The following is a 24,135-nucleotide window of genomic DNA, read 5'->3' as shown; positions in this document are numbered from 1 at the left end:
AAATAACATAAAAACTAACAGATTCTTCGCTGCGCTCTGAATGACAAACGGCTCTAGATTAGTTGCCTAAAAAAAATGTAAATGATAGGAAAAAAATTATCAAGCAAACAAAATAACATTATTAAGTACGAGTCATTAAGTAGTCGGTTTTGTCATTCCTGCGGAGGCAGGAATCCACTCGATAAGATATATGTTTCATATTAAAAAAATCATTTTGAAACCTAATAACACATCCAAATTTAGATTAGCCGTATTTATTTTAATACTAGGGTTGTTCTCAGATAAAATAGAAGCACAAATCGTTACTATAAATTCTGGATGGCAGTTTGTTTTAGGCGAAAAAAACTCTAATAATTGGGAAACAATCAACATACCGCATACCTGGAATAAAGATGATGCCTTCGATGATGTAAAAGGATATCACAGAGGCATAGGATGGTATAAAAAGCAACTTTTCTTTTCAAAATCAAAAGAAAACTTAATCCATTACCTGCATTTTAAAGGAGTAAATCAAGAAGCAGATGTATATGTTAATGGCAACCATGCAGGCAATCATAAAGGCGGTTACACAGCTTTTAATATCAATATTTCAAAATGGATACAGTATGATGCCTATAATTTAATAGAAGTAAAAGTCGATAACAGCCATAACGTCAACATCCCGCCATTAGATGCCGATTTTACCTTTTACGGGGGCATCTATCGTGATGTGCTACTTATTTCAAAACCAAAACAACATATCTCGTTATCCGATTTTGCTTCAGATGGATACTATATAGATTACTATACCATTTCAGAAGAAAAGGTAGGTATAGAAGTTAAAGTACTGATCGATAATTTTGAGAACAGCGTATCAAATAACTCGCTAAAAGTAGCCATCCTCGATGCTGAAAATAAAACAGTGTTTAATAAGCGTTTAAAACTTAAGAGTAGTGCTAATGCCTCAGAAGCCATAAATATTAAATTTTCAGAAATATACCATCCGAAATTATGGTCTCCAGAATCGCCCTATTTATACAAATTACAACTTCAATTATTAGACGAAGCACAACATGTTTTAGATGAAAAAAGACAACATATAGGGTTCAGATGGGTGCAGGTAGATGCCGATAAAGGATTTTTTTTAAATGGAAAGCCAATAAAACTTATTGGAGTTAACCGCCATCAGGATTATGAAGGTTATGGCAACGCCGTTCCTATGGACCTTCAAAAAAAGGACATTCAGCTTATAAAAGACATGGGCGCTAATGTACTTCGTAATGCGCATTATCCGCAGTCACGGGAGCTGTATGATATGTGTGATAAGCTAGGCATTTTAGTCTGGTCTGAAATTCCCGTAGTTAATAAAGTAACAGATACCAAAGCATTTTTTGATGTGAGTCTGAACATGCAAAAGGAGCATGTGAAACAATATTATAACCATACATCAGTAGTGATGTTTGGTTACATGAATGAAATCTTTTTAAGATTAGCCTTCGATAATAAATCTACCAAAGTTGAAAAGGAAAAACAGAAAAACGCTGCTGTAAATTTAGCCAAACAATTAGAGGAATTAACACGAAAGTTAGCCCCCAATCATATCACGGTTATGGCGGGGCATTTAAACGAATTATATAATGAAACGGGTATAGCCAATTTACCGATGTTATTTGGGTGGAACTTATATTTTGGATGGTATGATAAGGATATCCCGGATTTAGGGATTTTTTTGGACGATCAGCATAAAAGATACCCCAAGCGGTCGTTGTTACTTTCTGAGTATGGCCCCGGAGCCGATGTTAGAATTTTCACCAATACACCCAAAAAATTTGATTTTTCTACAGAGTACCAAGCCAAATTACACCAATCCTATTATCAGCAAATTATAGAAAGACCTTATATGACAGGGATGACAGCCTGGAATTTTGCCGATTTCGGCTCGGAGTTTCGTGGTGATGCCATGCCGCACGTTAATCAAAAAGGCTTAATACAATTTAACCGAGAGCCCAAGGATATTTATTATTGGTATAAATCGGTTTTAAATAACAAAACACCGTTTGTACATATTGCTACTACTTATTTAGATGGTTTAACATTGTTAGATAATAACACATATCCCGTTCAAATATATTCAAATCAGAGTTCAGCTATGGTTTTTTTAAATGGGAAAAAACTTCAGGATTTTTCATTTAAAAACGGCGTAGCAACTGTCGATATGCCCTTTGAAAATGGGAGAAATACCATCAAAGTGACTACTGAAACTATTTCCGAAGAAAAAACAATTGAGGTTATAAAAACAAAAGCTTTGGATTTTAAAACGTTTTCTCGTTTTGGAATTAATATGGGTGCACATTTTTACTTTTCAGATAAAGAACATCAAATAACCTTCGTTCCAGATCAACCCTATGAAAAAGGCACGTTTGGTTATATAGATGGCACTGTTTTTAATCTAAGTAACGATAAACATCAAGGGGTTCCTTATAGTATTAAAAATACGGATTCAGAACCTTTGTTTCAAACCATGTTGGAAGGATGTACAAAGTATAAACTGGATGTTCCTAACGGAGAGTATAAAGTCAGTTTATATTTTGTAGAACCACAAATAAAGCCAACAGAGAATATCTATAATTTGAATGCTGTTGCCACTAGCGAGGGTGATAAAGAACAACGCATTTTCGACATTTATATAAACGATACGTGTATCGAAAATCGGTTTAATATGGCAGAACAATATCCGGAGAAATATGGTATTGAAAAATCAGCACTAGTTAGAGTTGAAAACGATAAAGGATTAACAATTTCTTTAAAATCAGTTGTAGGTAAACCTGTGATAAGTGGTGTTTTTATTGAGAAAATAGATTGATGTGGTGTCAATTTTTAACAGCTGTATATTGCCTGTTGTTTTTTCAATCAAACCATTCAAATAAAAAGGATTATAATCAAGAACCCATGAAAAACCTGTTATACGTTGTGCTAATAGCTACTGTATTTCTATCCTGTAAAGAAGTAAAAAAGGATGCTCAAATTGAAAGTACAAAAGTAAGGCCTAATATTATTTTTATTATGGCAGACGACCATGCTACTCAAGCCATAAGCGCTTATGGACACCCTATAAGTCAATTAGCACCCACCCCGAATATAGATAGAATTGCAGAAGAAGGTGCGATTTTCAAAAATAATTTCTGTACCAATTCTATTTGTGGCCCCAGTCGTGCTGTGATTTTAACAGGGAAACATAGTCATGTGAATGGGTTTAGAATGAATGGAGACCGTTTTGATGGCAATCAACAAACCTTCCCTAAATTATTGCAAAAAGCAGGATATAAAACAGCCATGCTCGGAAAATGGCATTTGCATGGATTTCCGCAGGGGTTTGATCATTGGAATATTCTACAAGATCAAGGGAACTATTATAACCCTAATTTTATTTCTGTAAATGCGCAAACTCAAAAAGTGGATACTACAATGATAAAGGGTTATGCCACTGATATTGTAACGGAACAAGCAATTACATATTTGAATGAAATTAAAGATACCGGAACACCTTTTATGCTCATGGTACAGCACAAGGCACCACACAGAAATTGGATGCCCGCACTACGCCATGTTAATAAATATGATACCGTTAAATTTCCGGTGCCCGAGACTTATTTTACAGATCATAAAGGTTCAACCGCTTCAAAAGAGCAGTACCAAACCATTTATCGGGATATGTATGAGGGGCATGATTTAAAAATGACCAAGAAAAAGGGGAGTCCGGAATTGGCACACAATCCGTGGACCACAGATTTTGAGCGTATGACACCGGAACAACGAGCTACTTGGGACAAAGCATACCAACCCAAAAATGATGCTTTTCACGATGCTAGCTTATCTGGAAAGGATCTGGACTTATGGAAATTACAGCGTTATTTACAAGATTATCTGGCAACTATAGCGGCAGTAGATGAAGGTGTGGGACGCATTCTGGATTATTTAAAAGCAAACGGTTTAGAAGAGAATACGATAGTGGTCTATACCACAGACCAAGGCTTTTATTTAGGTGAAAAAGGCTGGTTTGATAAGCGGTTTATGTATGAAGAGTCACTAGAAATGCCCATGCTCATGAAATACCCAAAGGTTATTAAATCGGGAACAGAAATAACAGCACTAACTCAAAACTTAGATTTTGCTGAAACGTTTTTGGATTTTGCCGGTGTCGATATCCCAGAAGATATGCAAGGAAAATCGTTAAAGCCATTAGTTACTAATATGATTGGAGATGATGACTTTCGAGATGCTATCTACTACCATTATTACGATTTTCCGGCATTTCACATGGTAAAAAAAATGTATGGTGTTCGTACAAAACGGTATAAGCTAATTCATGTGTACGATGATATTGATGCATGGGAATTGTACGATTTGGAAAAAGACCCAAACGAAATCAACAATCTTATAAACGATGTGAGTTATGATGGGGTAGAAGAGAAGCTTAGAATGAGACTAAAAGCTTTACAACAAACATATAATGTTACTGAAAAAGAGTTTCAGCGTGCTAATCCCAAAGCCATTAAGCGTGCTTATAAAGGGTTTGAAAGGTTAAGAGGGCAACCCATGAAAGCTTATGAACATTAATTATTTAACTATGAAAGCGTATCGTATTGTTATAAGTTTTTTTAGTAGCATGATATTTTTGATGTCCTGTGCATCAGAACATAAAAAAATAGAAGTAACATCTCCTAATGATAATGTACAGGTCCATTTTTTCCTTTCAGAACAAGGAGAACCCCATTATATAGTCCATTACAAAAAAGAAAAAGTAGTGGATTCATCTAAAATGAGTTTTGAGTTAAAGGATGCGGAACCACTTGATGACAATTTCAATATCATTAATATGGAAACGTCTACTACTGATGAAACATGGGAGATGCTTTGGGGTGAAGATGCACAGGTAAGAAACCATCATAACACATTAAGAGTTGAATTGGAAGAAACTTCAGAATTAAAAAGAAGGTTAAATATCGTATTTAAAGTTTATGATGATGGTTTAGGGTTTAGGTATGAATTCCCAAAACAAGAACATTTAAATGATGTCGTTATTACAGACGAAAATACCGAATTCAATTTAACCGGAGATCATAAAACGTGGTGGATTCCGGGAGATTGGGATATTTACGAATATTTGTATAATACCACAGCCTTTTCAAAAATAGATGCCTTAAGGCATTACAATCCTAAGGCACATTTAGGACAAACGTACGTGCCGGAAAATGCGGTTAATACCCCTGTAACCATGAAGACAAATTCTGGAATATACCTGAGTTTTCATGAAGCCGATTTAACCAATTATGCGGGTATGACTTTGGCGGTCGATACCCTGAATTTAAAAATGAAAAGTGAATTGGTTGGTAACAGCGAACATATAAAAGTAAAACGGCAAACGCCTTTTGAAACACCCTGGCGAACCATCCAGATGGCTGATAAACCTGGCGACCTCATAGAGTCTAAATTGATAGTAAATTTAAACGACCCCAAAGTTGTTGACAGCCTACCTTATTTTAAACCTATGAAATATGCAGGCATATGGTGGGATATGCATATTGGTACGGGGAGTTGGGACTATTCGGGAGCATATCATGCAGCAAATACCAAATATGCCAAGGAAATGATTGATTTTGCTTCAGAACATAATATTGGTGGCATGTTGGTGGAAGGTTGGAACATTGGTTGGGAAAAATGGTGGGACAAGAAGAAAAAGCAAGTACATTTTGATTTTGTAACACCTTATCCGGATTACGATTTAGAAGCCATAGTACGTTATGGAAAATCAAAAGGCGTTGAATTAATGATGCATCATGAAACGTCGGCAGATATTGTTCTGTATGAAAAGCAGTTGGACACAGCATTTGCTTTAATGAAATCCTTGGGCATTCACTCCGTTAAAACAGGGTATGTTGGGAGTGTTATTCCGGAAGGAGAGTATCATCATGGACAGTATATGGTTAACCATTATCAAAAAGTATTGGAAAAGGGACTGGAAACCCAAGTAGTTATTAATGCGCACGAACCAATAAAGGCAACCGGGAAACGACGTACATATCCGGTAGCGGTTGCCCGTGAAGGGGTGAGAGGACAAGAATACAATGCATGGTCTAAAGATGGTGGTAATCCGCCAGAACATTTAACCATTGTGCCTTTTACAAGAATGCTAGGCGGCCCTATAGATTATACGCCCGGTATTTTTAATACGTCATTAAAGCCTTATAAGCAAGACAATCAAATTAATACGACCCTGGCACATCAATTGGCGCTTTATGTTGTGTTATACAGTCCTGTTCAAATGGTTCCGGATTTAATAAAGCATTATCAAGGACACCCAGCCATGCAATTTATTAAAGAAGTAGGTGTGGATTGGAATGCTTCTAAAGTTTTAGATGCTGAAATAGGCGAATTTATAACGGTAGCTCGCCAAGAAAAAGGTACAGATCATTGGTTTCTAGGTGCAATTACAGATGAAAATAAAAGAACTATACAGGTGAAATTGGACTTTTTAGATGCCGATAAAACCTATTTGGCAAGATTATATAAAGATAGATCGGATTCACATTATATGAACAATCCTGAAGTTTATGACATTGAAGAAAAAGAAGTGAACAGTCGTACTATTTTGGAACTTCATTTGGCTGAAGGGGGTGGGTGTGCCGTATCTTTGATACCGAAACTTTAAACGTAATGATAAATGCATAAAGATTTTAATGACCTTTCGACTGCGCTCAAGGCGACAGTCTGTAATTTACTATTACTGTTTTTTGGTTTAGGTTTTTTGTTTGGACAAGAGACGACTAAAGTCATGACATACAATATCAAATTAGATCACCCAAAAGAAGGTAAACATAGTTGGGATAACCGTAAGGACTTGATAACCGGACAGATTAATTTCTACGAACCGGATGTATTTGGTGTGCAGGAAGCACTTCCAAATCAAATGCAATATCTGGATAGTACCCTTGTAAATTATAACTATGTAGGTGTGGGGCGCGACGATGGAAAAAACTCAGGTGAGTATTCAGCCATATTTTATAAAAAAGCATCGTTTGAGGTTATTGAAAGTAGCACATTTTGGCTTTCTGAAACTCCGACTAAAGTTTCTATGGGGTGGGATGCCGTTTGCAACAGAGTGTGTACGTATGCACTTTTTAAGAACAAAAAAACAAATAAACATTTTTGGGTGTTTAACACGCATTTCGACCATGTTGGTAAGCAGGCGAAAAAAGAAAGTCCAAAATTGATTCTTCAAAAAATACAAGAATTGAATTCTAAGATTTGCCCGACTGTTTTAATGGGAGATTTTAATTTAAAACCAGAAACCGAAAGTATTCAATTTATAAAAAAACATTTTAGTGATTCTAAAGAGACTTCAGAAAATCCTGTTTTTGGACCATCTGGAACATTTAACGGCTTTCATTTTGATAAACCGGTAACCGACAGGATAGATTATATTTTTGTCAGTAAAAGAAATATTGAAGTTCGTAAATATGCCGTGTTGAGTGATTCTAAAGATTGTAAATATCCGTCGGATCACCTGCCAGTTTTAGTCTTTCTTAAATTTTAGTTGACCTGACTTTCTACCTTTGTTAGTTATTGAAATATTTTCACTTGCCTTTTTTTAGTATAGAATACATGTTATTCTTGTAAACAGTTTCATTATAGTCTATTACTACCAAATATTTTTCAAAATATGAATTTCTACCTTCTGAAAAATAGATTAGTCGCAGATCCAATTACATAAGGAATGGTATCATTATGGGCTCAAATAGGCATCATTTGTAATATAAGTTGGTTAGATTATTACATTTTAGTTTCTTATTGATACTTAATTTTGGGCTTAGGGGAGCATATTCGATCTTACTATCCATACTTGATAATAAATTCAGTTTCGCAAGAGAAAAAGTAAGTAAAGAAATATTAGACTTTTTAAAAACAGGATAAGAAAATAAATTATGAAATTTTTTATTGACACAGCAAATTTAAGTGATATTGCAGAAGCACAAGCCTTAGGCGTTTTAGATGGTGTTACAACAAATCCATCATTAATGGCAAAAGAAGGTATAACTGGGGAAGCTAATATTTTAGCACATTATCAAAACATTTGTGATTTAGTTAAAGGTGATGTAAGCGCTGAAGTAATTTCAACAGATTTTGATGGTATGGTAAAAGAAGGTGAAGCTTTAGCAGCATTACATCCTCAAATAGTGGTGAAGTTACCAATGATAGCAGCTGGTGTAAAAGCGTGTAAATATTTTTCAAATAAGGGCATTAGAACTAATGTCACATTAGTTTTTTCTGCAGGCCAGGCATTATTAGCAGCAAAAGCCGGAGCCACTTATGTGTCACCGTTTTTAGGGCGATTAGACGATATCTCGACAGATGGGTTAAACTTAATTGCAGAAATTAGATTAATTTATGATAACTACGGCTTTGAAACTCAAATTTTAGCCGCATCTATACGCCACACCATGCATGTGATCGATTGTGCTAAATTAGGATCTGATGTCATGACAGGACCATTATCATCAATTACGGGGTTACTTAAGCACCCTTTAACGGATATAGGTTTAGCAAAATTTTTAGAAGATTATAAAAAAGGGAATCATTAGCAAATTTTAGGGTTTTGTCATTTAGTTTTTAATTAATGGAAAGATTGTAACTTTAGGTGTTATAAATAATTTTTATGAGTTTAAAAAAGAGGTTTTATTCTATAATAATGATCTTGATTCTTTTTTGCTCCAATATTTGGGCTCAAAAAACAGATCAAGACTTTAACTTTGTTAATATTAAAGAAGGTATTTCTAAGGTTGGAATATATTCAATAACTCAAGATAATTATGGTTTTATATGGATAGGAACAAATGGTTCTGGTCTATATAAGTTTGATGGTATAGATTACACATCTTATAAATTCAAGCATGAAGATTCAACATCAATAAGTAGCAACCTTATTTTTTCCTCTTACTTAGGAAAAAATAATGACCTCTGGGTGGGTACAGAAGAAGGCTTAAACCTTTACGATAGAGATTTAGATCGATTTAAAAAAATTGAATTAAATGAAGCTAATATCTCTGTTTTAAGCATCAATGAAGATAATAATGGAAATCTTTATATCGGTAGTGGGTTTGGTTTGTTTAAATTCAATTTAAAAACCAGAAAAGCAGTAAAAATACCTAATAAAGATGCTGTTACCCCCGGAATAAATAGCATACAAATTAATGATGATGGTGTTGTGTTTTTAGGAACTAGTATAGGACTTAGACAAATAGATACCATTAGCAATCAAATAGTAAAACCCAAAACAGTTCAAGGAATCTCTGATGCCGATTTTGATGCACCAATTCAGTATATGTTAATTGATACTGAAAATAATATATGGGCAGGTACCTATGGTAATGGTGTTTATAAATATAAACTTCAAAATAAAGATATTGTTGGTTTTTCTCAGTTTCCAATTAGTAGTAAACGCATCCTATCACTAGTAGAATTACCAGATAATTCTTTTTTGGCAGGATCTGAAAACGATGGTCTTTTCCATATGAATTCTGATGGATCACTAATTAAAACCTACCTACATAATAAAACAGATGAAAATAGTATTCGTTCAAATTCAATATGGTCCTTATTTATGGATTCAAATGAAAGAATATGGATGGGGTATTACAATAACGGTATTGCAATAAGTGATAAGTTATTTGATAAATTTAACAATATTGAAAGTTTAAGTAGTAATTCAAACTCGTTACAAACAGGTTCAGTTACAGGAATTGTTAAGGACGATAAATATAAATTATGGATCTCAATGGATGGAGGTGGTATTGATGTATTTGATGTTAAAACATCCAAAATGGATCATATTAATTTATCGAATAACAAGCTGTATTCAGGTTTAACAAGTGATTATATTCAAACTATTTTCATTGATAGTAGGCAGAATATTTGGGCTGGTAGTTGGGATAATGGTATTTATATTCTTAAAAAAGGAGAAAAAACATTTACTAATATCAATGTTAAAAATTCAAACGGTAAACTGTTATCAAATGCGATTTTAAGTATTGATGAAGACAACGATGGTATTATTTGGATAGGAGCCTTTTATAACGGATTGTATTCTTTCAACCTAGCAACAAATGAATTGAAAAATTACAATTCAAAACAGTTTGTCGATCATGGTATTACCACTAGTGATGTTAGAAAAGTATTAGTAGATTCAGATGAAACCATTTGGTTAGGTACTACAGCTGGCCTGTTTAAAATTGATAAAGTTAGTGGAGATGAATTGTCCATTACACCATTTTCAAAGCGTATGAGCGAAGCTTATAACAACCTAAAAAGCTCCAATCATATATTATCATTATACCAAAGTTCAAACAACTATATCTGGATAGGAACAAGAGGCGCCGGACTTTGTAGGTATGACAAAAAGAAAGACGTATTTAAATGGTACAATAAATTTTCTGGCTTAAATGAAGAAAATATAGCAGGCATTATTGAAGACCAAGATGGTCATATTTGGGTAAGTGGTAATTCTGGTATTTCTAAATTGAATATAGCAACAAATGCGGTTACCAACTACACGACAAACGACGGATTGCTCTCAGACGATTTTAATTTTAATGCCACCTTAAAAGATGATGATGGGATACTTTATTTTGGTAATTATAAAGGTATCGATTACTTTAATCCTAAAGATCTGATTGTTAATTCTAGTGTCCCATCATTATATTTAACAGGTCTGAAAATTTTCAATAAAGAAGTTGTTCCAAATAAAGAAGATTCTCCACTTTTTAAAGTGATTTCCGAAACAAATAGTTTAGAATTCAACCATAAAGAATCTGTATTTACTATAGAGTATACAGGAATTAATTATACACGGCCAGAGAAAAATCAGTATGCCTATTATTTAGAAGGGCTTGAAGAATCATGGAATTATGTAGGAAACAAGCGAAGTGCCACCTATACCAATTTAGATTATGGCGATTATACATTTAAATTAAAAGCTGCAAATAATGATGGTATTTGGAATGAGACACCTTTAACTTTAAAGATCACAATCCTTCCGCCATGGTGGAAAACCAAAATAGCTGTGGTTTGTTATATTGTATTATTCTTTTTAGCACTGTTTTTATTAAATATACTAACACAAGCCAGAGTCAAAGAAAAAGAGATGATTCGAAACGAACGCATTCAGCGTGTTCAAGAAGATAAATTAAGTGAAAAGAAAATACAGTTTTTTACTAATATTTCCCATGAATTTAGAACGCCACTTACATTAATAATAAACCCTCTACAAGATGTCTTAAAAGATGCAACCTTAAATTTGCCATTTTCAGTTAAGGAACGACTTAATATTGTTTATAAAAATACCGAAAGACTTTATAGATTGATTAATGAATTAATGGATTTTAGAAAACTTGAGTTGAATAAAGTCAATATAAAAGTGGAAAAATTTAACCTGGTTGATTTCTCAAAAGAGATGGTGAGCTATTTTAAAGAAGAAGCTTACAATAGGAATATATGTCTTACAATTGATGCCGATGTACCGAATTTGCCAGTTTGGGCAGATGAAAGTATGCTAGAAAAAATTATTTTTAATTTACTTTCCAACGCTTTTAAAGTTACACCAGACGGCGGTGCAATAAGTATAGAAATATTATCAACAGAAGAGCCTATAAGATTACCTCTTGTAGATGAGGTTAATCTTAGTAAAGCTATTGAAATAAGAATTTCAGATACAGGTCCAGGGTTGGAAAAAGATCAACTGGATAAAATTTTCCAACGTTTTTATCAAGTAGATAGAATAAACAAAACCTACTACGGAGGAACAGGTATAGGTTTAGAAGTTGTGCAAAACTTCGTGTCTTTACATAAGGGTGAAATAGAAGTAGAAAGCAGCTTAGGACAAGGTACTAGTTTTAGGGTATTATTGCCAGAAGGCAAAAAACATTTTAATGATAAGGAGTTTTTAAGTGCATCGGTTGTAAAACCATCCGGACAGAAAAAATTCGTTTTAAATATCGATGAAGATGATACGGTTTCTAAAGATGAACAAGAGGCAATATCTAAATCAAAAACATTGCTTATAGTAGAAGATAGCGCAGAATTGAGAAATTATTTAAAACGAGAATTAAAAAACTCATATAAAATATTAGTGGCTAATAATGGCGTTGAAGGATTGAGACTTGCAGAAAAGGCGAGTCCAGATATTATTATTACCGATGTTATCATGCCAGAAATGAATGGTTTTGAGTTCTGCAATGCGATTAAAAGTGATATAAAAACCAGTCACATTCCCCTTTTAATGCTAACAGCTAAAACTAGAATAGAAGATCGTATTGAAGGTGTTGGTTTTGGTGCCGATGCCTATATGGTTAAGCCATTTGATATGAGATTGCTAAAATTACGCTTAGTTCAGTTAATAAAAAGTAGGCAATCCATATTTGATAAATACTTCGGGGATGTTAGTGGAAAAGAAGAAAGTGAGAGTGCCTCATCTATTGCAATTGATAAAGAATTTATACAAAAAGTTCTTAAATATGTAAACGATAATATGAGCGATACAGAGTTAAGTGTAGAACTTTTGGCTTCGCAAGTAAGTTTAAGTAGAAGTAGGTTATATAGAAAAATAAAAGGACTTACCGGGCAAACGGTTACTGAATTTATTAGAAAAGTACGACTTCAAAGAGCGAAACAAATTCTTGAAAAAGGTAACTCCAATATAAGTGAAGTCTGTTATAAAGTAGGGTTCTCTTCACCCTCTTATTTTACTAAATGTTTTAAGGCTCATTTCGGAATTCTTCCTACCGATGTAGAAGTTAAAGAGTCTTAATTATGGGTTAACGGTTTATCAAATTTAGAAAAAGTGTGTGCCTAGAAGTGTCATGAAATTAAGGAGATTTATTCTGTTTTGTTACATTGAGACCAGAGACAAAAGCTTTATCAAGTGGAGGTAATGACGTCATCGGGTGTCATTCAGAAGGAGGTACGACTGAAGAATCTTTAGGAATAGTTTATTAAAAGATTCTTCGCTGCGCTCTGAATGACACCCGATGATGTTGTTACACTGAAATTTCCGATAATTAATTTAAAAACGTTTGGCTGTGTCATAGAAATCAGACTGACATTTGAACTTTAACTTAAAGATGCTTTTTAGAACCTCTAAGCGGTTCTTTATCAAATAGATATTTAAATAACTGACTTCATCACAATCCATATATTCTCAACATATATTTCTTTTATTTTTTTGTCTTTTTAGTAATTGTTACAAATGTTGCCTTAGTTAGGTCATATGTTGCGCAAATCGTAATTATTGAACAGATTAGCAACATATATAACATAGGTTGTTCATATCTACCATAATATAAATACTGTCAGTTTTATATTTGGATGTGAATGTTAAAAATATCTATGAAACATAAATCAAAGGGCAAAAGAACCATTAAATCCAAATTATTGGCTGAAGTAATATTGGTTGGTATTATGTTGTTGCTTCTAATTTTAATTTATAGCTCCCTTTAGTAAAAAAAGAATGAAGAATAATAAAATAAGCATGTTAGAACTTTTAAAGCCTAGAAGATATCGTTTTCTTATACCGGGCATATTGTTGACGTTATGGTCTTGTAACTCAAATAAAAAAACAACTGTTTTTGAATATCAAAATGAAAATCTGTCCATAGAGAAAAGGGTAGAGGATCTGATAAAACAGATGACCCTAAAAGAAAAAATTTCCCAAATGCGTTTTGATGCACCTGCTATTGAACGTTTAGGAATACCAGAATATAACTGGTGGAATGAATGTTTACACGGTGTAGCCAGAGCAGGAGAAGCAACGGTGTTTCCGCAAGCCATAGGAATGGGAGCCACATGGAACCCATCACTAATTTTCGAAATGGGAACTGTTGTATCTGATGAAGCCAGAGCAAAACACCACAAATTTGTAGAAGAAGGTAAAAGGGGAATTAGTCAAGGACTAACATTTTGGACACCTAATATTAATATTTTTAGAGACCCACGTTGGGGAAGAGGACAAGAAACTTACGGTGAAGATCCATTTTTAACCAGTAGAATTGGTGTTAATTATATAAAAGGTCTTCAAGGAGACGATGATAAATATTTAAAAGTAGTAGCTACTGCAAAGCATTTTGCGGTGCATAGCGGACCTGAAAAATCCAGACATCAAGACAATTATCAAACCACTAATAAAGACTTATACGAAACGTATCTTCCTGCATTTGAAGCAGCAGTAAAAGAAGCTAAAGTATATTCTGTTATGTGTGCCTATAACAGGTATAGAGATGTGCCGTGCTGTGGAAGCGATCTGTTATTAAGTAAAATCTTAAGAGAAGATTGGGGCTTTAAGGGCTATGTGGTTTCAGATTGTTGGGCAATCAACGATTTTTGGCAAGAAGAAAATCATGGTGTCGTTAAAACACCTGCAGAAGCTGGTGCCATGGCAGTTCGTAATGGAACAGATTTAAATTGCGGAAATGTTTTTGATCCCAATCTTAATGAAGCCGTTTTAAAAGAACTTGTCGATGAATCTCAAATTGATATAGCATTAACTAGATTATTTAAGGCACGCTTTGAATTAGGAATGTTTGATGACCCCGAACATGTTAAATGGTCAAAAATCCCATACAATGTAGTCGCTAGCGATAAGCATTTGGCGTTATCTGAAAAGATTGCAAAACAGTCTATGGTTTTACTTAAAAATGACAATAATATACTGCCTCTAAAAAAGGATATTAAATCCATTGCAGTAATTGGTCCGAATGCTAATGCCGTGCAGTCTTTGTTAGGAAATTATCATGGGACCCCTCACAACTTTATAACCCCTCTTAAGGCTATTAAAGATAAACTACCAAACACCCAGGTGAACTATGCCTTAGGAAGCGATATAGCGTCTGGTTGGCCAACACTCAATCATATCCCTGCCTCGGTACTTAAAAATGGGAATCAATCAGGTTTAAAAGGAGAATATTTCAGTAAAAGAAATTTTGAAGGAAAGCCAACTTTGACAAAAACAGATAGTATCGTTGATTTTATTTGGACGCCAGTCCGTCCAATTAAAGATTTAAAATCTGATGTATTCTCAGTGCGTTGGACAGGCGATATCGTTCCAGAACAAACCGGATTATATAGAATAGCACTTAAAGCGAGTAGCTACGGAAAATTATTTGTAAACGATTCGCTATATGTTGAGTTTAGTGCAGATCATGAGCCACAAACAAGATATTTTGATTTAGAATTAAAACAAGGAAAATCTTATCCTGTTAAGATTGAATATCATAATACCTTATCCGATCCGCAAGCACATTTATTATGGGCAAAACTAAATGAAGATTTGTTAACACCTGCCATTGAAGCAGCAAAAAAATCAGAAGTCGTTTTGCTTTGCTTAGGCTTATCACCTGAAATTGAAGGCGAAGAAATGCCTGTAGAACTTGAAGGGTTTGATAAAGGCGATCGTTCAAGTTTAAAACTTCCAAAAACGCAAATTGAATTGATGAAAAAAATTCATGCTTTAGGAAAACCTACCATAGTCGTTTTAATGAATGGCAGTGCCTTAGCTGTAAATTGGGCAGCAGAAAATGTTCCTGCAATTTTAGAAGCTTGGTACCCTGGCGAATTAGGAGGAAAAGCTATTGCTGATGTTTTGTTTGGAGACTATAACCCAAGTGGCAGGCTTCCAATTACATTTTATAAATCGGTAACAGATTTACCCGATTTTAAAAACTATAATATGGAAAACAGAACCTATAAATATTTTAAAGGCGATCCCCTGTTTCCATTTGGACATGGCTTAAGCTATACATCTTTTGAGTATTCCAATTTAAATATCCCCGAAAAAGTAAAGATTAATGAGGGTATTGAAGTTACCGTTCAAGTAAAAAACACAGGGGCTTTAGCAGGAGATGAAGTTGTTCAATTTTATTTAACACATGAAGATAAACAAGACGAATCTCCAATTAGAACCTTGGTAGGTTTTGAAAGAATTCATTTAGAAGTTGGAGAAACTAAAACAGTAAACCATATTATTGATGCAGATCAATATGCATCAATAACACCAGAAGGTGAAAAATTAATAGAATCAGGAAATTTATTAATTAGTGTTGGTGGCAAGCAACCCGGATTTAAAGGACTAGCAAATGCCAACTCAACAGAGGTTCTATCAAGAAGCATATTACTAACAAACTAAATAACTAAATAATAACTTAAACTATTTAATATGATGAAGCTTAAACTTTTGGGTATGTTGCTTGCTATGTTTTGCATGCAAAATGCCTTTTCTCAAACAAAAACCATTAAAGGTACAGTTTCAGATGCTAAAGGTCTGCCCCTACCAGGTGTTTCTCTAGTTGTCGTTGGAACATCGAATGGAGCATCAACAGATTTTGATGGTAATTATAGTTTACAAAATGTTAACGTTGGTGCCCAAATTACTGTAAGTTATATCGGGATGTTAACACAGACGATAACAGTTGGTAGTGAAAATACAGTTAATATTACTTTAGAAGAATCTGTTGAGTCTCTTGAAACAATTGTTGTGGTAGGTTATGGCGCTCAAAGTAGAGCAACAGTAACTGGAGCGGTTTCAACTGTAAAATCTGAAGATATAGCAGCATTGCCAGTAACAAATGCCGAATCTGCACTACAAGGTCGTGCACCTGGGCTTACTGTAGTTAATACCGGTGTTCCTGGATCTAATCCTTTGGTTTTAATTAGGGGTTTAGGAACCTTTGGGAATAATACACCTTTGTTTGTAATCGATGGTGTTATTGTTGGTAACTTATCAGGCATTAGCCCAAACGATATAGAGAATGTATCCGTTCTAAAGGATGCCTCTACTACTGCAATTTATGGAGCTAGAGGATCGAATGGGGTTGTTTTAGTAACTACAAAAAGTGGGAAAATTGGAAAAGGACAATTATCATTTAATTCCTATGCTGGTTTTCAAACCAATACAGAGCGTTATGATACCATGAATACGATTCAATATTTACAACATGCTGCAAATCTTGGTGTTTTTCCAAATAGACCTTTATCAACATATAGAATTAATACAAATTATCAAGACGAGATTTTTAGAACAGGCATCATGCAAAACTATGATGTAAATTATTCAGCAGGAACAGAAAAAAGTACGCAATTCTTTTCTGGAGGATATATGAAACAAGATGGTATTATTATTAATACGGGTTTTGAACGTTATTCTTTTAGAGCAAATAGTTCTTTCAATATTGGTAAATTAAAAGTTGGAGAATCTATGTCTATTGCATTCGGTAAACAAAATCCAGAATTACAAGGCGGAGGTAGAACACTAATTACACATGCTATCAAAGCAGCGCCATATTTACCAGTTTATAATCCAAATAATGAAGGAGGTTTTCAAGGGCCATCTTCTTCAGCAGATGGACAAGATGCAGAAAACCCAGTGAGGATTCAGACACATGCAACTAGTGTAAATAAAACACTTGGAATTATTGGGAATATTTATGCAGAATTAGAGTTAATGAAGGGGCTGAATTTTAAATCTCAGGTAGGGCTAGACTACTTTACTTTTGATAGTAACACATTCACCCCATCGTTTAATGATGATAGCGTAGAAGGAAGTACAACACATGCGCAGAATTTTGCATCATATAATAGAAATCATTCACAAGGACAAACTATAATTTTTACTAATAGCTTAACATATAACACGACAATTGCAGAAATCCATAATATAGAAATTCTGGCATTAGCAGAAAAGAATGATAGAAAAAGTAACAATTTTGGTGGAGGCGCAAGAAATTTAATAACAAATGAGTTGGTGCAATTCGGCCCAACCAACCAATCTATTGGAAGTAGCTCTAATGAAACAAAAAGACTTGGTTATCTAGGTAGGTTAAATTATAATTATGATAATAAATATATTTTATCCGCTTCTATAAGACGAGATGCTTCCTCGAGATTTGGTGCAAACAATAGATGGGGAACTTTCCCTTCGGCTTCTTTAGGTTGGAATGTATCCAAAGAAAAATTTTTAGAAAGCACTAACATTAGTAACTTAAAAGTTAGAGCCAGTTATGGTATAACAGGTAACGATAATATTGGCGATTATCTTTATAATGCCACACTAACAGGTGGTTTTGAATACCCTATTGGAGAAGGCAACGGTCCAGGTGTAACGGCTAATGGAGGATCGAATCCAGATTTAAAATGGGAGGAAACAACGATGTTAAATATTGGTTTAGACTTGGGGATAAACAATCAGCAATTTACAGCTAGTTTGGAATATTACCGAAACCAAAGTGATGATTTATTATTAAGCTTACCAGCGCCACTATCTAATGGTATTAACGCTGGTAATATTACGGCCAATGTTGGTAGTGTTGAAACAAATGGTTTTGAACTAGCATTAGGGTTTAATGATAATGAAGGCGATTTTACCTGGTCTGCAAACCTTAATTTAGGTACAAGTACCAATAATGTATTAAGTTTAGGTACTTTAGAATCTTTTGAAGGTGCAGCCATGAAAGATGGTAAGGGGAATATATCTCGTACAGTTGTTGGAGAATCGTTATTTCATTTTTATGGTTTAGTAAGCGATGGTATTTATCAAAATCAAGCAGAAGTTGATGCCGTTTTTACAGCAAACCCCGGTCAAACTACTGTACAGCCAGGTGATGTTAGATATTTAGATTTAAATAATGATGGTGATATAACCTCAGAGGATAGAACTATTTTAGCAGACCCTTACCCAGACTTTACCTATGGTTTAAATTTATCTGCTAACTATAAAAACTTCGATTTAAATTGTTACATAACAGGCATTCAAGGTATAGATATTTACAATACTAATAAGTATGACTTAGAAGCTGGAGCAAATAGGTTATTTAACGGTAGTCCGATTCTATTAGATAGTTGGACGCCATCTAACCCATCTACAACACAGCCAAGGGTACCTGGTGCACCGCAAAACCATAATGTATCTGATAGATACGTCGAAGATGGATCATTTACTCGATTAAAAAATATTAGTATCGGATATACCTTTACCGATGGTATTTTCGATAACTATTTTTCAAAATTAAGATTGTATGCAAGTGGTCAAAATTTAATCACTATTACAGATTATACTGGTTTAGATCCAGAGATAGGACAAGGCAATCAAGAATTTGGTATTGATAGAGGAAATTACCCTCAGCCAAAATCGGTTATACTAGGACTTCAAGTATCATTTTAAAAAAAAGACATGAAAACATACAAATTTATATTAATAGCATTCATAGGAATACTTATAGTAAATTCCTGTTCTGATAAGGATTTGGAATTATCAAACCCCAATCAATTGTCGCCTGAGACTTTCTTTTCTAATGAAGCCCAGGTGCAATCAGCAGTAAATGCAGCATATGCAAATTTGCAAACCGTAGCACTATATGGGCGTCTTATTTGGTATATGATGGATAATATGTCCCATGAACAATCTGGAAATGGACAGCAGGAAGCTGATAAGGTTACTTTTGCAGATTTTTCTTTTGACTCCAGTAATGGACAAATTGCTGAATATTGGGATTCTTGTTATAGAGGTATTAACAAAGCTAATTTTGTAATTGGAAATAAAGACATTATAGATGCTATTCCAGAATCAGCAATGTCAGCAACAAAAAAAGCAAAATTTATAGCAGAGGCTAAATTTTTAAGAGCCCAATATTATTGGTTACTGGTTAACAGGTTTGGAAACATTCCTCTCAGAAATGGTGATTTTTCGCAACCAGAAGGAAAACCGATTAGCCCTAAAGCGGATATTATTGCATTAATAATTGAAGATTTAACGGAAGCATCTGCAAATTTATTAGCAAAATCTGAAGAAGAATTGGGAAGAGCTAATAAAGGAGCTGCTCAAGCTTTTTTAGGCAAAGTGCTTCTTTATGAAAAACAATATGGCCCTGCGTTAGACTCGTTTGAAAAAATGTCGGGTTATGACCTTGAGAGCGATTATTTTAACAACTTTAAAGAAGAAACCGAACATGGTATTGAATCGGTTTGGGAAATTCAATATAATCTATCCTTAGGTACCGGATCTAAATGGGGTGGGCCTGTAGTAGGAGCTGGTCAAAACCATGCTACTTTTAGAGGACAAGATTATGGTGTTTTGAATTGGTTTAACGTGTATCCTTCAGACGACTTAGTAGCCGAATTTGAACCTGGAGATAATAGATTCCAAGGGAGTTTTTATGTTGTTGGAGATACTTATAATAAAGGAAGAAATACGTTTGTAGAAAGTGATTTTGCAGAAAACGGTGGAAATATCCGTCCAGTAGCATGGAAAAAATATCAAAACTATTATAAGCAAGTAGATGAAGTACAAGAATCTGGAATTAATGCTAAAGTAATACGATATGCAGATGTATTACTAATGATGGCTGAGTGTGAGAATGAAGTAGGAAGCCAGGCTACTGCAGTTGGATTAATAAATCGAGTTAGAACAAGAGCAGAATTAGCAGGCTTACCTGCAACATTATCGAAAACTGAAGTTTTTAATGCGATCGTACATGAAAGAAAAGTTGAGTTAAATGGTGAACAAGTTCGTTTTGATGATATGATAAGATGGGGTATTGTTGCTCAGGAATTATCAGGTACTAATTTTCAAGCCGGAAAGCATGAATTGTGGCCAATACCAGATAGAGAAATCGCAACCAATCCTAATGTTACTGATGCAGATCAAAATCCAGGATATTAGCCGATCTTTAAATTAGTTTGAGCTTGAATTTAAAAATAGCGTTTTGCTCAAAACAAGCCCCATTTATATTATTTATGAACACATTTTTTACATTATAAATATGCTTCAAGATATAAATTTGATTATGAGAAATTGGATCTATACAGTTATAAACGATCATAATCATAATTTCAATTTTAATGAATCTAAACTACTGAAGTATTTAACTAATTGAGAATTATGAAAACAACTAAAATTTTAAGTTTATTAGGTCTATGTTTGATATTCTTGTCCTCATGCTCTGATGATGAAGGTACAATAGAATTGACACAACCACAATTTACTATTACAGCACCTCCTGGCGAATCGGGACTTTTTACTTTTGAAAATACAACTCCTAATAAAGAGCAGTTTTATACTTTTTGGGAATTTGAAGAGGGCGGATCGAAATTTGCAGATGTTGAAGGCCCCATTGAATATGAATATACAACTGCTGGTCCAAAGTTAGTAAGCTTAACTATGGTTAGTGCCACCACAAATTTAACAACGACTCAAAACCTAACAGTTAATTTACCACCACCGCCAGATATACGCTTTTTAATAAATCCAGAAAATGTATTGCCAAACGGATATTTTGGTGAAGGTGATGGCGATGAATTTACTAATTGGGGAAAGTTTAATGGTGCAGATAGGATAACTGAAGAAAGGGGTGATCCATTAGTGGGTTCGAGGGCTGTAAGAATTATTAATCCAGCAGATGGAAATGAATGGGATACTCAATTTGTTACTGATGCATTTCCTACCGTAGATGGTGAAACATATACGGCATCCATGTGGATTAAAGGAGCGCCAGTGTCTGTGCGCTTTTCTACAAACCCAGGTGTAGGCGGTGATCAATACGCAGGAGGTTATACAGCAACCGCAGATTGGACTCAGTATTCTTGGTCTTTTACAGCAAATTCCGCAACAACATTATTAGCACTAGATATGGGTAAAACCAAAGGTGAATTTATTATAGATGCCATTGAAGTAGTAAAAGGAGCTATGGCATTGCCTTTACCATCTAACGATAGTGCGCTTTTAAATGGTGATTTGGAAGCAGGCGATGGTGACGACTTTACTAATTGGGGAAAATTTAATGGTGCAGATAGAATAACTCAAGAAATCACCGATGTTTTAAGTGGATCGAGAGCACTGAAAATATCGAATCCTGTAGATGGAAATGAATGGGAAACCCAATTTGTTAGTGATGCCTTTGCTACAGATGATGGTGCAGATTATACCGCTTCTTTATGGATAAAAGGAGATGCTGTATCTGTGCGTTTTTCTACAAACCCAGGCGTAGGTGGTGATCAATATGCCGGTGGTTATACAGCAACAGGAGAATGGACCAAATATTCTTGGACATTTACAGCCAATTCTGCTACATCATTACTAGCATTAGATATGGGTAAGACCAAAGGTAACTTTGTTGTAGATAAAATTAAAGTTGTAAAAAACTAGAAAAAACAGACTATGAAAAGAATAAATAAATTTTTACCCTTACTAATTGCGTTATTTTTAATTGGTGCATGTTCAACGGAAGGCGGTGATGGACTTAATCGAGACTTAATTGTTATTCCAGAGCCAATAAAGGCATCGTTTGATGTCTCAATTTCAACAACAGATCCTTATGTATTACTTTTAAATAATACGACAACTCATCATCTATCATTCACAAGTGTTTGGGATTATGGTTTGGGAACTGGAACTGTAGTTGATGGAGACGGTGTTGAGCAGGTTAGATATGATAATGAAGGGGAATATACTATTGAATTAACTGTGAAAAGTGATGGTTTCAGTAGTACATCAAGTATGACAATAGCTGTTAATGCCGATGGAATTTGTCCAGATGGCGTCTGTCCGTCAACAAATACAGGTAACTTAAAAACGGCAGCTACAACCTTTTCTGTAGGTATGATAACCAGAGCATCTTTTATTAATGGGGGCGGGCAGCATACGGAAATTTTAAAAGATGAATTTAACAATCTAACATCTGAATATGAAATGAAGATGAATGTTATGTACCCTTCCCAAGGAAATTATGATTTTAGCGCTGGTGATGTTATAGTAAACTTTGCTCAAGCAAATAATATGGATGTACATGGACATGCTCTAATATGGCACAATGCAACACCAAGTTGGGTAGAGAATTTTGCAGGTACAGATGCTGAGTTTGAGGCTATGATCGAAGATTATATAACCACTACAGTAAATCATTTTAAAGGTAAGGTACGTTCTTGGGATGTTGTAAACGAAGCATTGGAAGATGGTACCGGGCATCCATTACGTAATTCTGTTTTTAGACAAAAGATGGGAGATGATTACATAAAGAAATGCTTCCAATTTGCTAGAAATGCAGATCCGGATGCGATACTTTTTTATAATGATTATAATATGGCATCTAGTCCGACCAAGAGAGCCGCCATGTTTGCTTTGGTTGATGACTTAGGAGATTTAATTGATGGTGTTGGAGCTCAAATGCATATTTCATACAACGGACCATCTGCTGCAAATATTCAAGCTGTAGCCGACGGCACTGTTTCTAGGGGGTTAAAGCTGCACTTTGCAGAGTTGGATATAAGAACAAATCCAGAAGGTGATTCAAGTGTTTCATCGCTTTCATCTGATAAGGCAAACTCCCAAAAAGCAAAGTTTAAGGAAGTAGTAGAAATTTATAATGCTATTCCTTTAGATAATAAATTTGCATTAACAGTATGGGGTCTTAGAGATAATGAATCTTGGTTAATAGATTTTTGGGGTGTTCCAGATTGGCCACTTTTATATGACGAAAACTACAATAGAAAACCTGCATATGATGGATTTATAGAAGCGTTACAATAGTTTCGTTAATTCTATATAAATAACGGATTTAAAATTCTAGGAAGTATTTAGAGGGTACTTTCAGGAATTTTAAATCCGTTTTTAATTTTAATCTGTATAAGCTACGACAGTAAACTAGAGCCTGAGTATCAAACGATAATTAAGACACGAATTGCACAAATTTACACGAATAGAATCTCAATGTGATTGGGGGATCTATTTCCAACATAAACATGAATATGACTTCAACTTGGTAAACCAGTAGGTTGGATAATTAACGTGAAACTTGGATAAGAGAATTTATGTCGGTGTGTGTCCTAGGCTTGTTTCAGAACTATTTTTTTACTGTCACAGTGCTCTCCTCTTTAAATTAAAGCCGAGAAATGAATTTCGATTTTGATAAAAATAGGAAGAAAGAGGAGTTTTATTAAAAATAACAAACAAATATAACCCTCCGAATCCCGATTACATCGGGATCCACCTCCCTTTTTAAAAGGGAGGAACACCTTGAATTCTTAAGAAAGATTCACGTTAATTAGTGAAATTAGTGTCTACTTTTT

General features: G+C 34.4%; 11 protein-coding genes. All 11 read left to right on the top strand.

The window, feature by feature from the left end; translation table 11 throughout:
* Positions 1 to 214 precede the first annotated feature (214 nt).
* The 11 genes from C1H87_RS03935 to C1H87_RS03885 all read left to right on the top strand — a co-directional run bounded on the left by C1H87_RS03935 (position 215) and on the right by C1H87_RS03885 (position 23,596).
* Positions 215 to 2,842, top strand: a complete 2,628-nt coding sequence (locus C1H87_RS03935) for a glycoside hydrolase family 2 TIM barrel-domain containing protein (RefSeq protein ID WP_158655114.1) — start codon at positions 215 to 217, stop codon at positions 2,840 to 2,842.
* Positions 2,843 to 2,928: 86 nt separating this feature from the next.
* On the top strand, positions 2,929 to 4,596 hold the full coding sequence (locus tag C1H87_RS03930; protein ID WP_102758170.1) for a sulfatase family protein: 1,668 nt from the start codon (positions 2,929 to 2,931) through the stop codon (positions 4,594 to 4,596).
* Entirely contained in the window at positions 4,586 to 6,688 is a 2,103-nt protein-coding gene (locus tag C1H87_RS03925) for a glycoside hydrolase family 97 protein (RefSeq protein ID WP_233783334.1), read from the top strand. Before C1H87_RS03930 ends, C1H87_RS03925 begins: the two co-directional genes overlap by 11 nt.
* A gap of 12 nt (positions 6,689 to 6,700) precedes the next feature.
* Positions 6,701 to 7,573, top strand: coding sequence for an endonuclease/exonuclease/phosphatase family protein (locus tag C1H87_RS03920; protein ID WP_102754563.1), 873 nt, complete (start codon positions 6,701 to 6,703; stop codon positions 7,571 to 7,573).
* 388 nt (positions 7,574 to 7,961) lie between these two features.
* Positions 7,962 to 8,618, top strand: coding sequence for a fructose-6-phosphate aldolase (gene fsa / locus C1H87_RS03915; RefSeq protein WP_102754562.1), 657 nt, complete (start codon positions 7,962 to 7,964; stop codon positions 8,616 to 8,618).
* A 74-nt stretch (positions 8,619 to 8,692) separates the two neighbouring features.
* Complete coding sequence (locus C1H87_RS03910; protein WP_102754561.1) at positions 8,693 to 12,838, top strand: hybrid sensor histidine kinase/response regulator transcription factor; 4,146 nt, start codon at positions 8,693 to 8,695, stop codon at positions 12,836 to 12,838.
* A 699-nt stretch (positions 12,839 to 13,537) separates the two neighbouring features.
* Positions 13,538 to 16,207 carry a glycoside hydrolase family 3 protein gene (locus tag C1H87_RS03905; RefSeq protein ID WP_102754560.1) on the top strand — a complete coding sequence of 890 codons (2,670 nt, stop codon included), beginning with the start codon at positions 13,538 to 13,540 and terminating at the stop codon, positions 16,205 to 16,207.
* A gap of 30 nt (positions 16,208 to 16,237) precedes the next feature.
* Positions 16,238 to 19,237 (top strand): SusC/RagA family TonB-linked outer membrane protein, encoded by a 3,000-nt coding sequence (locus C1H87_RS03900; RefSeq protein ID WP_233783332.1) that lies wholly within the window; start codon positions 16,238 to 16,240, stop codon positions 19,235 to 19,237.
* Between the two features lie 9 nt (positions 19,238 to 19,246).
* Complete coding sequence (locus C1H87_RS03895; protein ID WP_102754558.1) at positions 19,247 to 20,734, top strand: RagB/SusD family nutrient uptake outer membrane protein; 1,488 nt, start codon at positions 19,247 to 19,249, stop codon at positions 20,732 to 20,734.
* A gap of 219 nt (positions 20,735 to 20,953) precedes the next feature.
* Positions 20,954 to 22,216, top strand: coding sequence for a carbohydrate binding domain-containing protein (locus tag C1H87_RS03890; RefSeq protein ID WP_102754557.1), 1,263 nt, complete (start codon positions 20,954 to 20,956; stop codon positions 22,214 to 22,216).
* A 12-nt stretch (positions 22,217 to 22,228) separates the two neighbouring features.
* Positions 22,229 to 23,596 carry an endo-1,4-beta-xylanase gene (locus C1H87_RS03885; RefSeq protein ID WP_102754556.1) on the top strand — a complete coding sequence of 456 codons (1,368 nt, stop codon included), beginning with the start codon at positions 22,229 to 22,231 and terminating at the stop codon, positions 23,594 to 23,596.
* Positions 23,597 to 24,135: the final 539 nt, after the last annotated feature.

It is taken from the genome of Flavivirga eckloniae (assembly GCF_002886045.1).
Taxonomy (GTDB): Bacteria; Bacteroidota; Bacteroidia; order Flavobacteriales; family Flavobacteriaceae; genus Flavivirga; species Flavivirga eckloniae.
The sequence above is the reverse complement of the archived record's forward strand: the minus strand, read 5'-3'. Positions and strand labels throughout refer to the sequence as shown.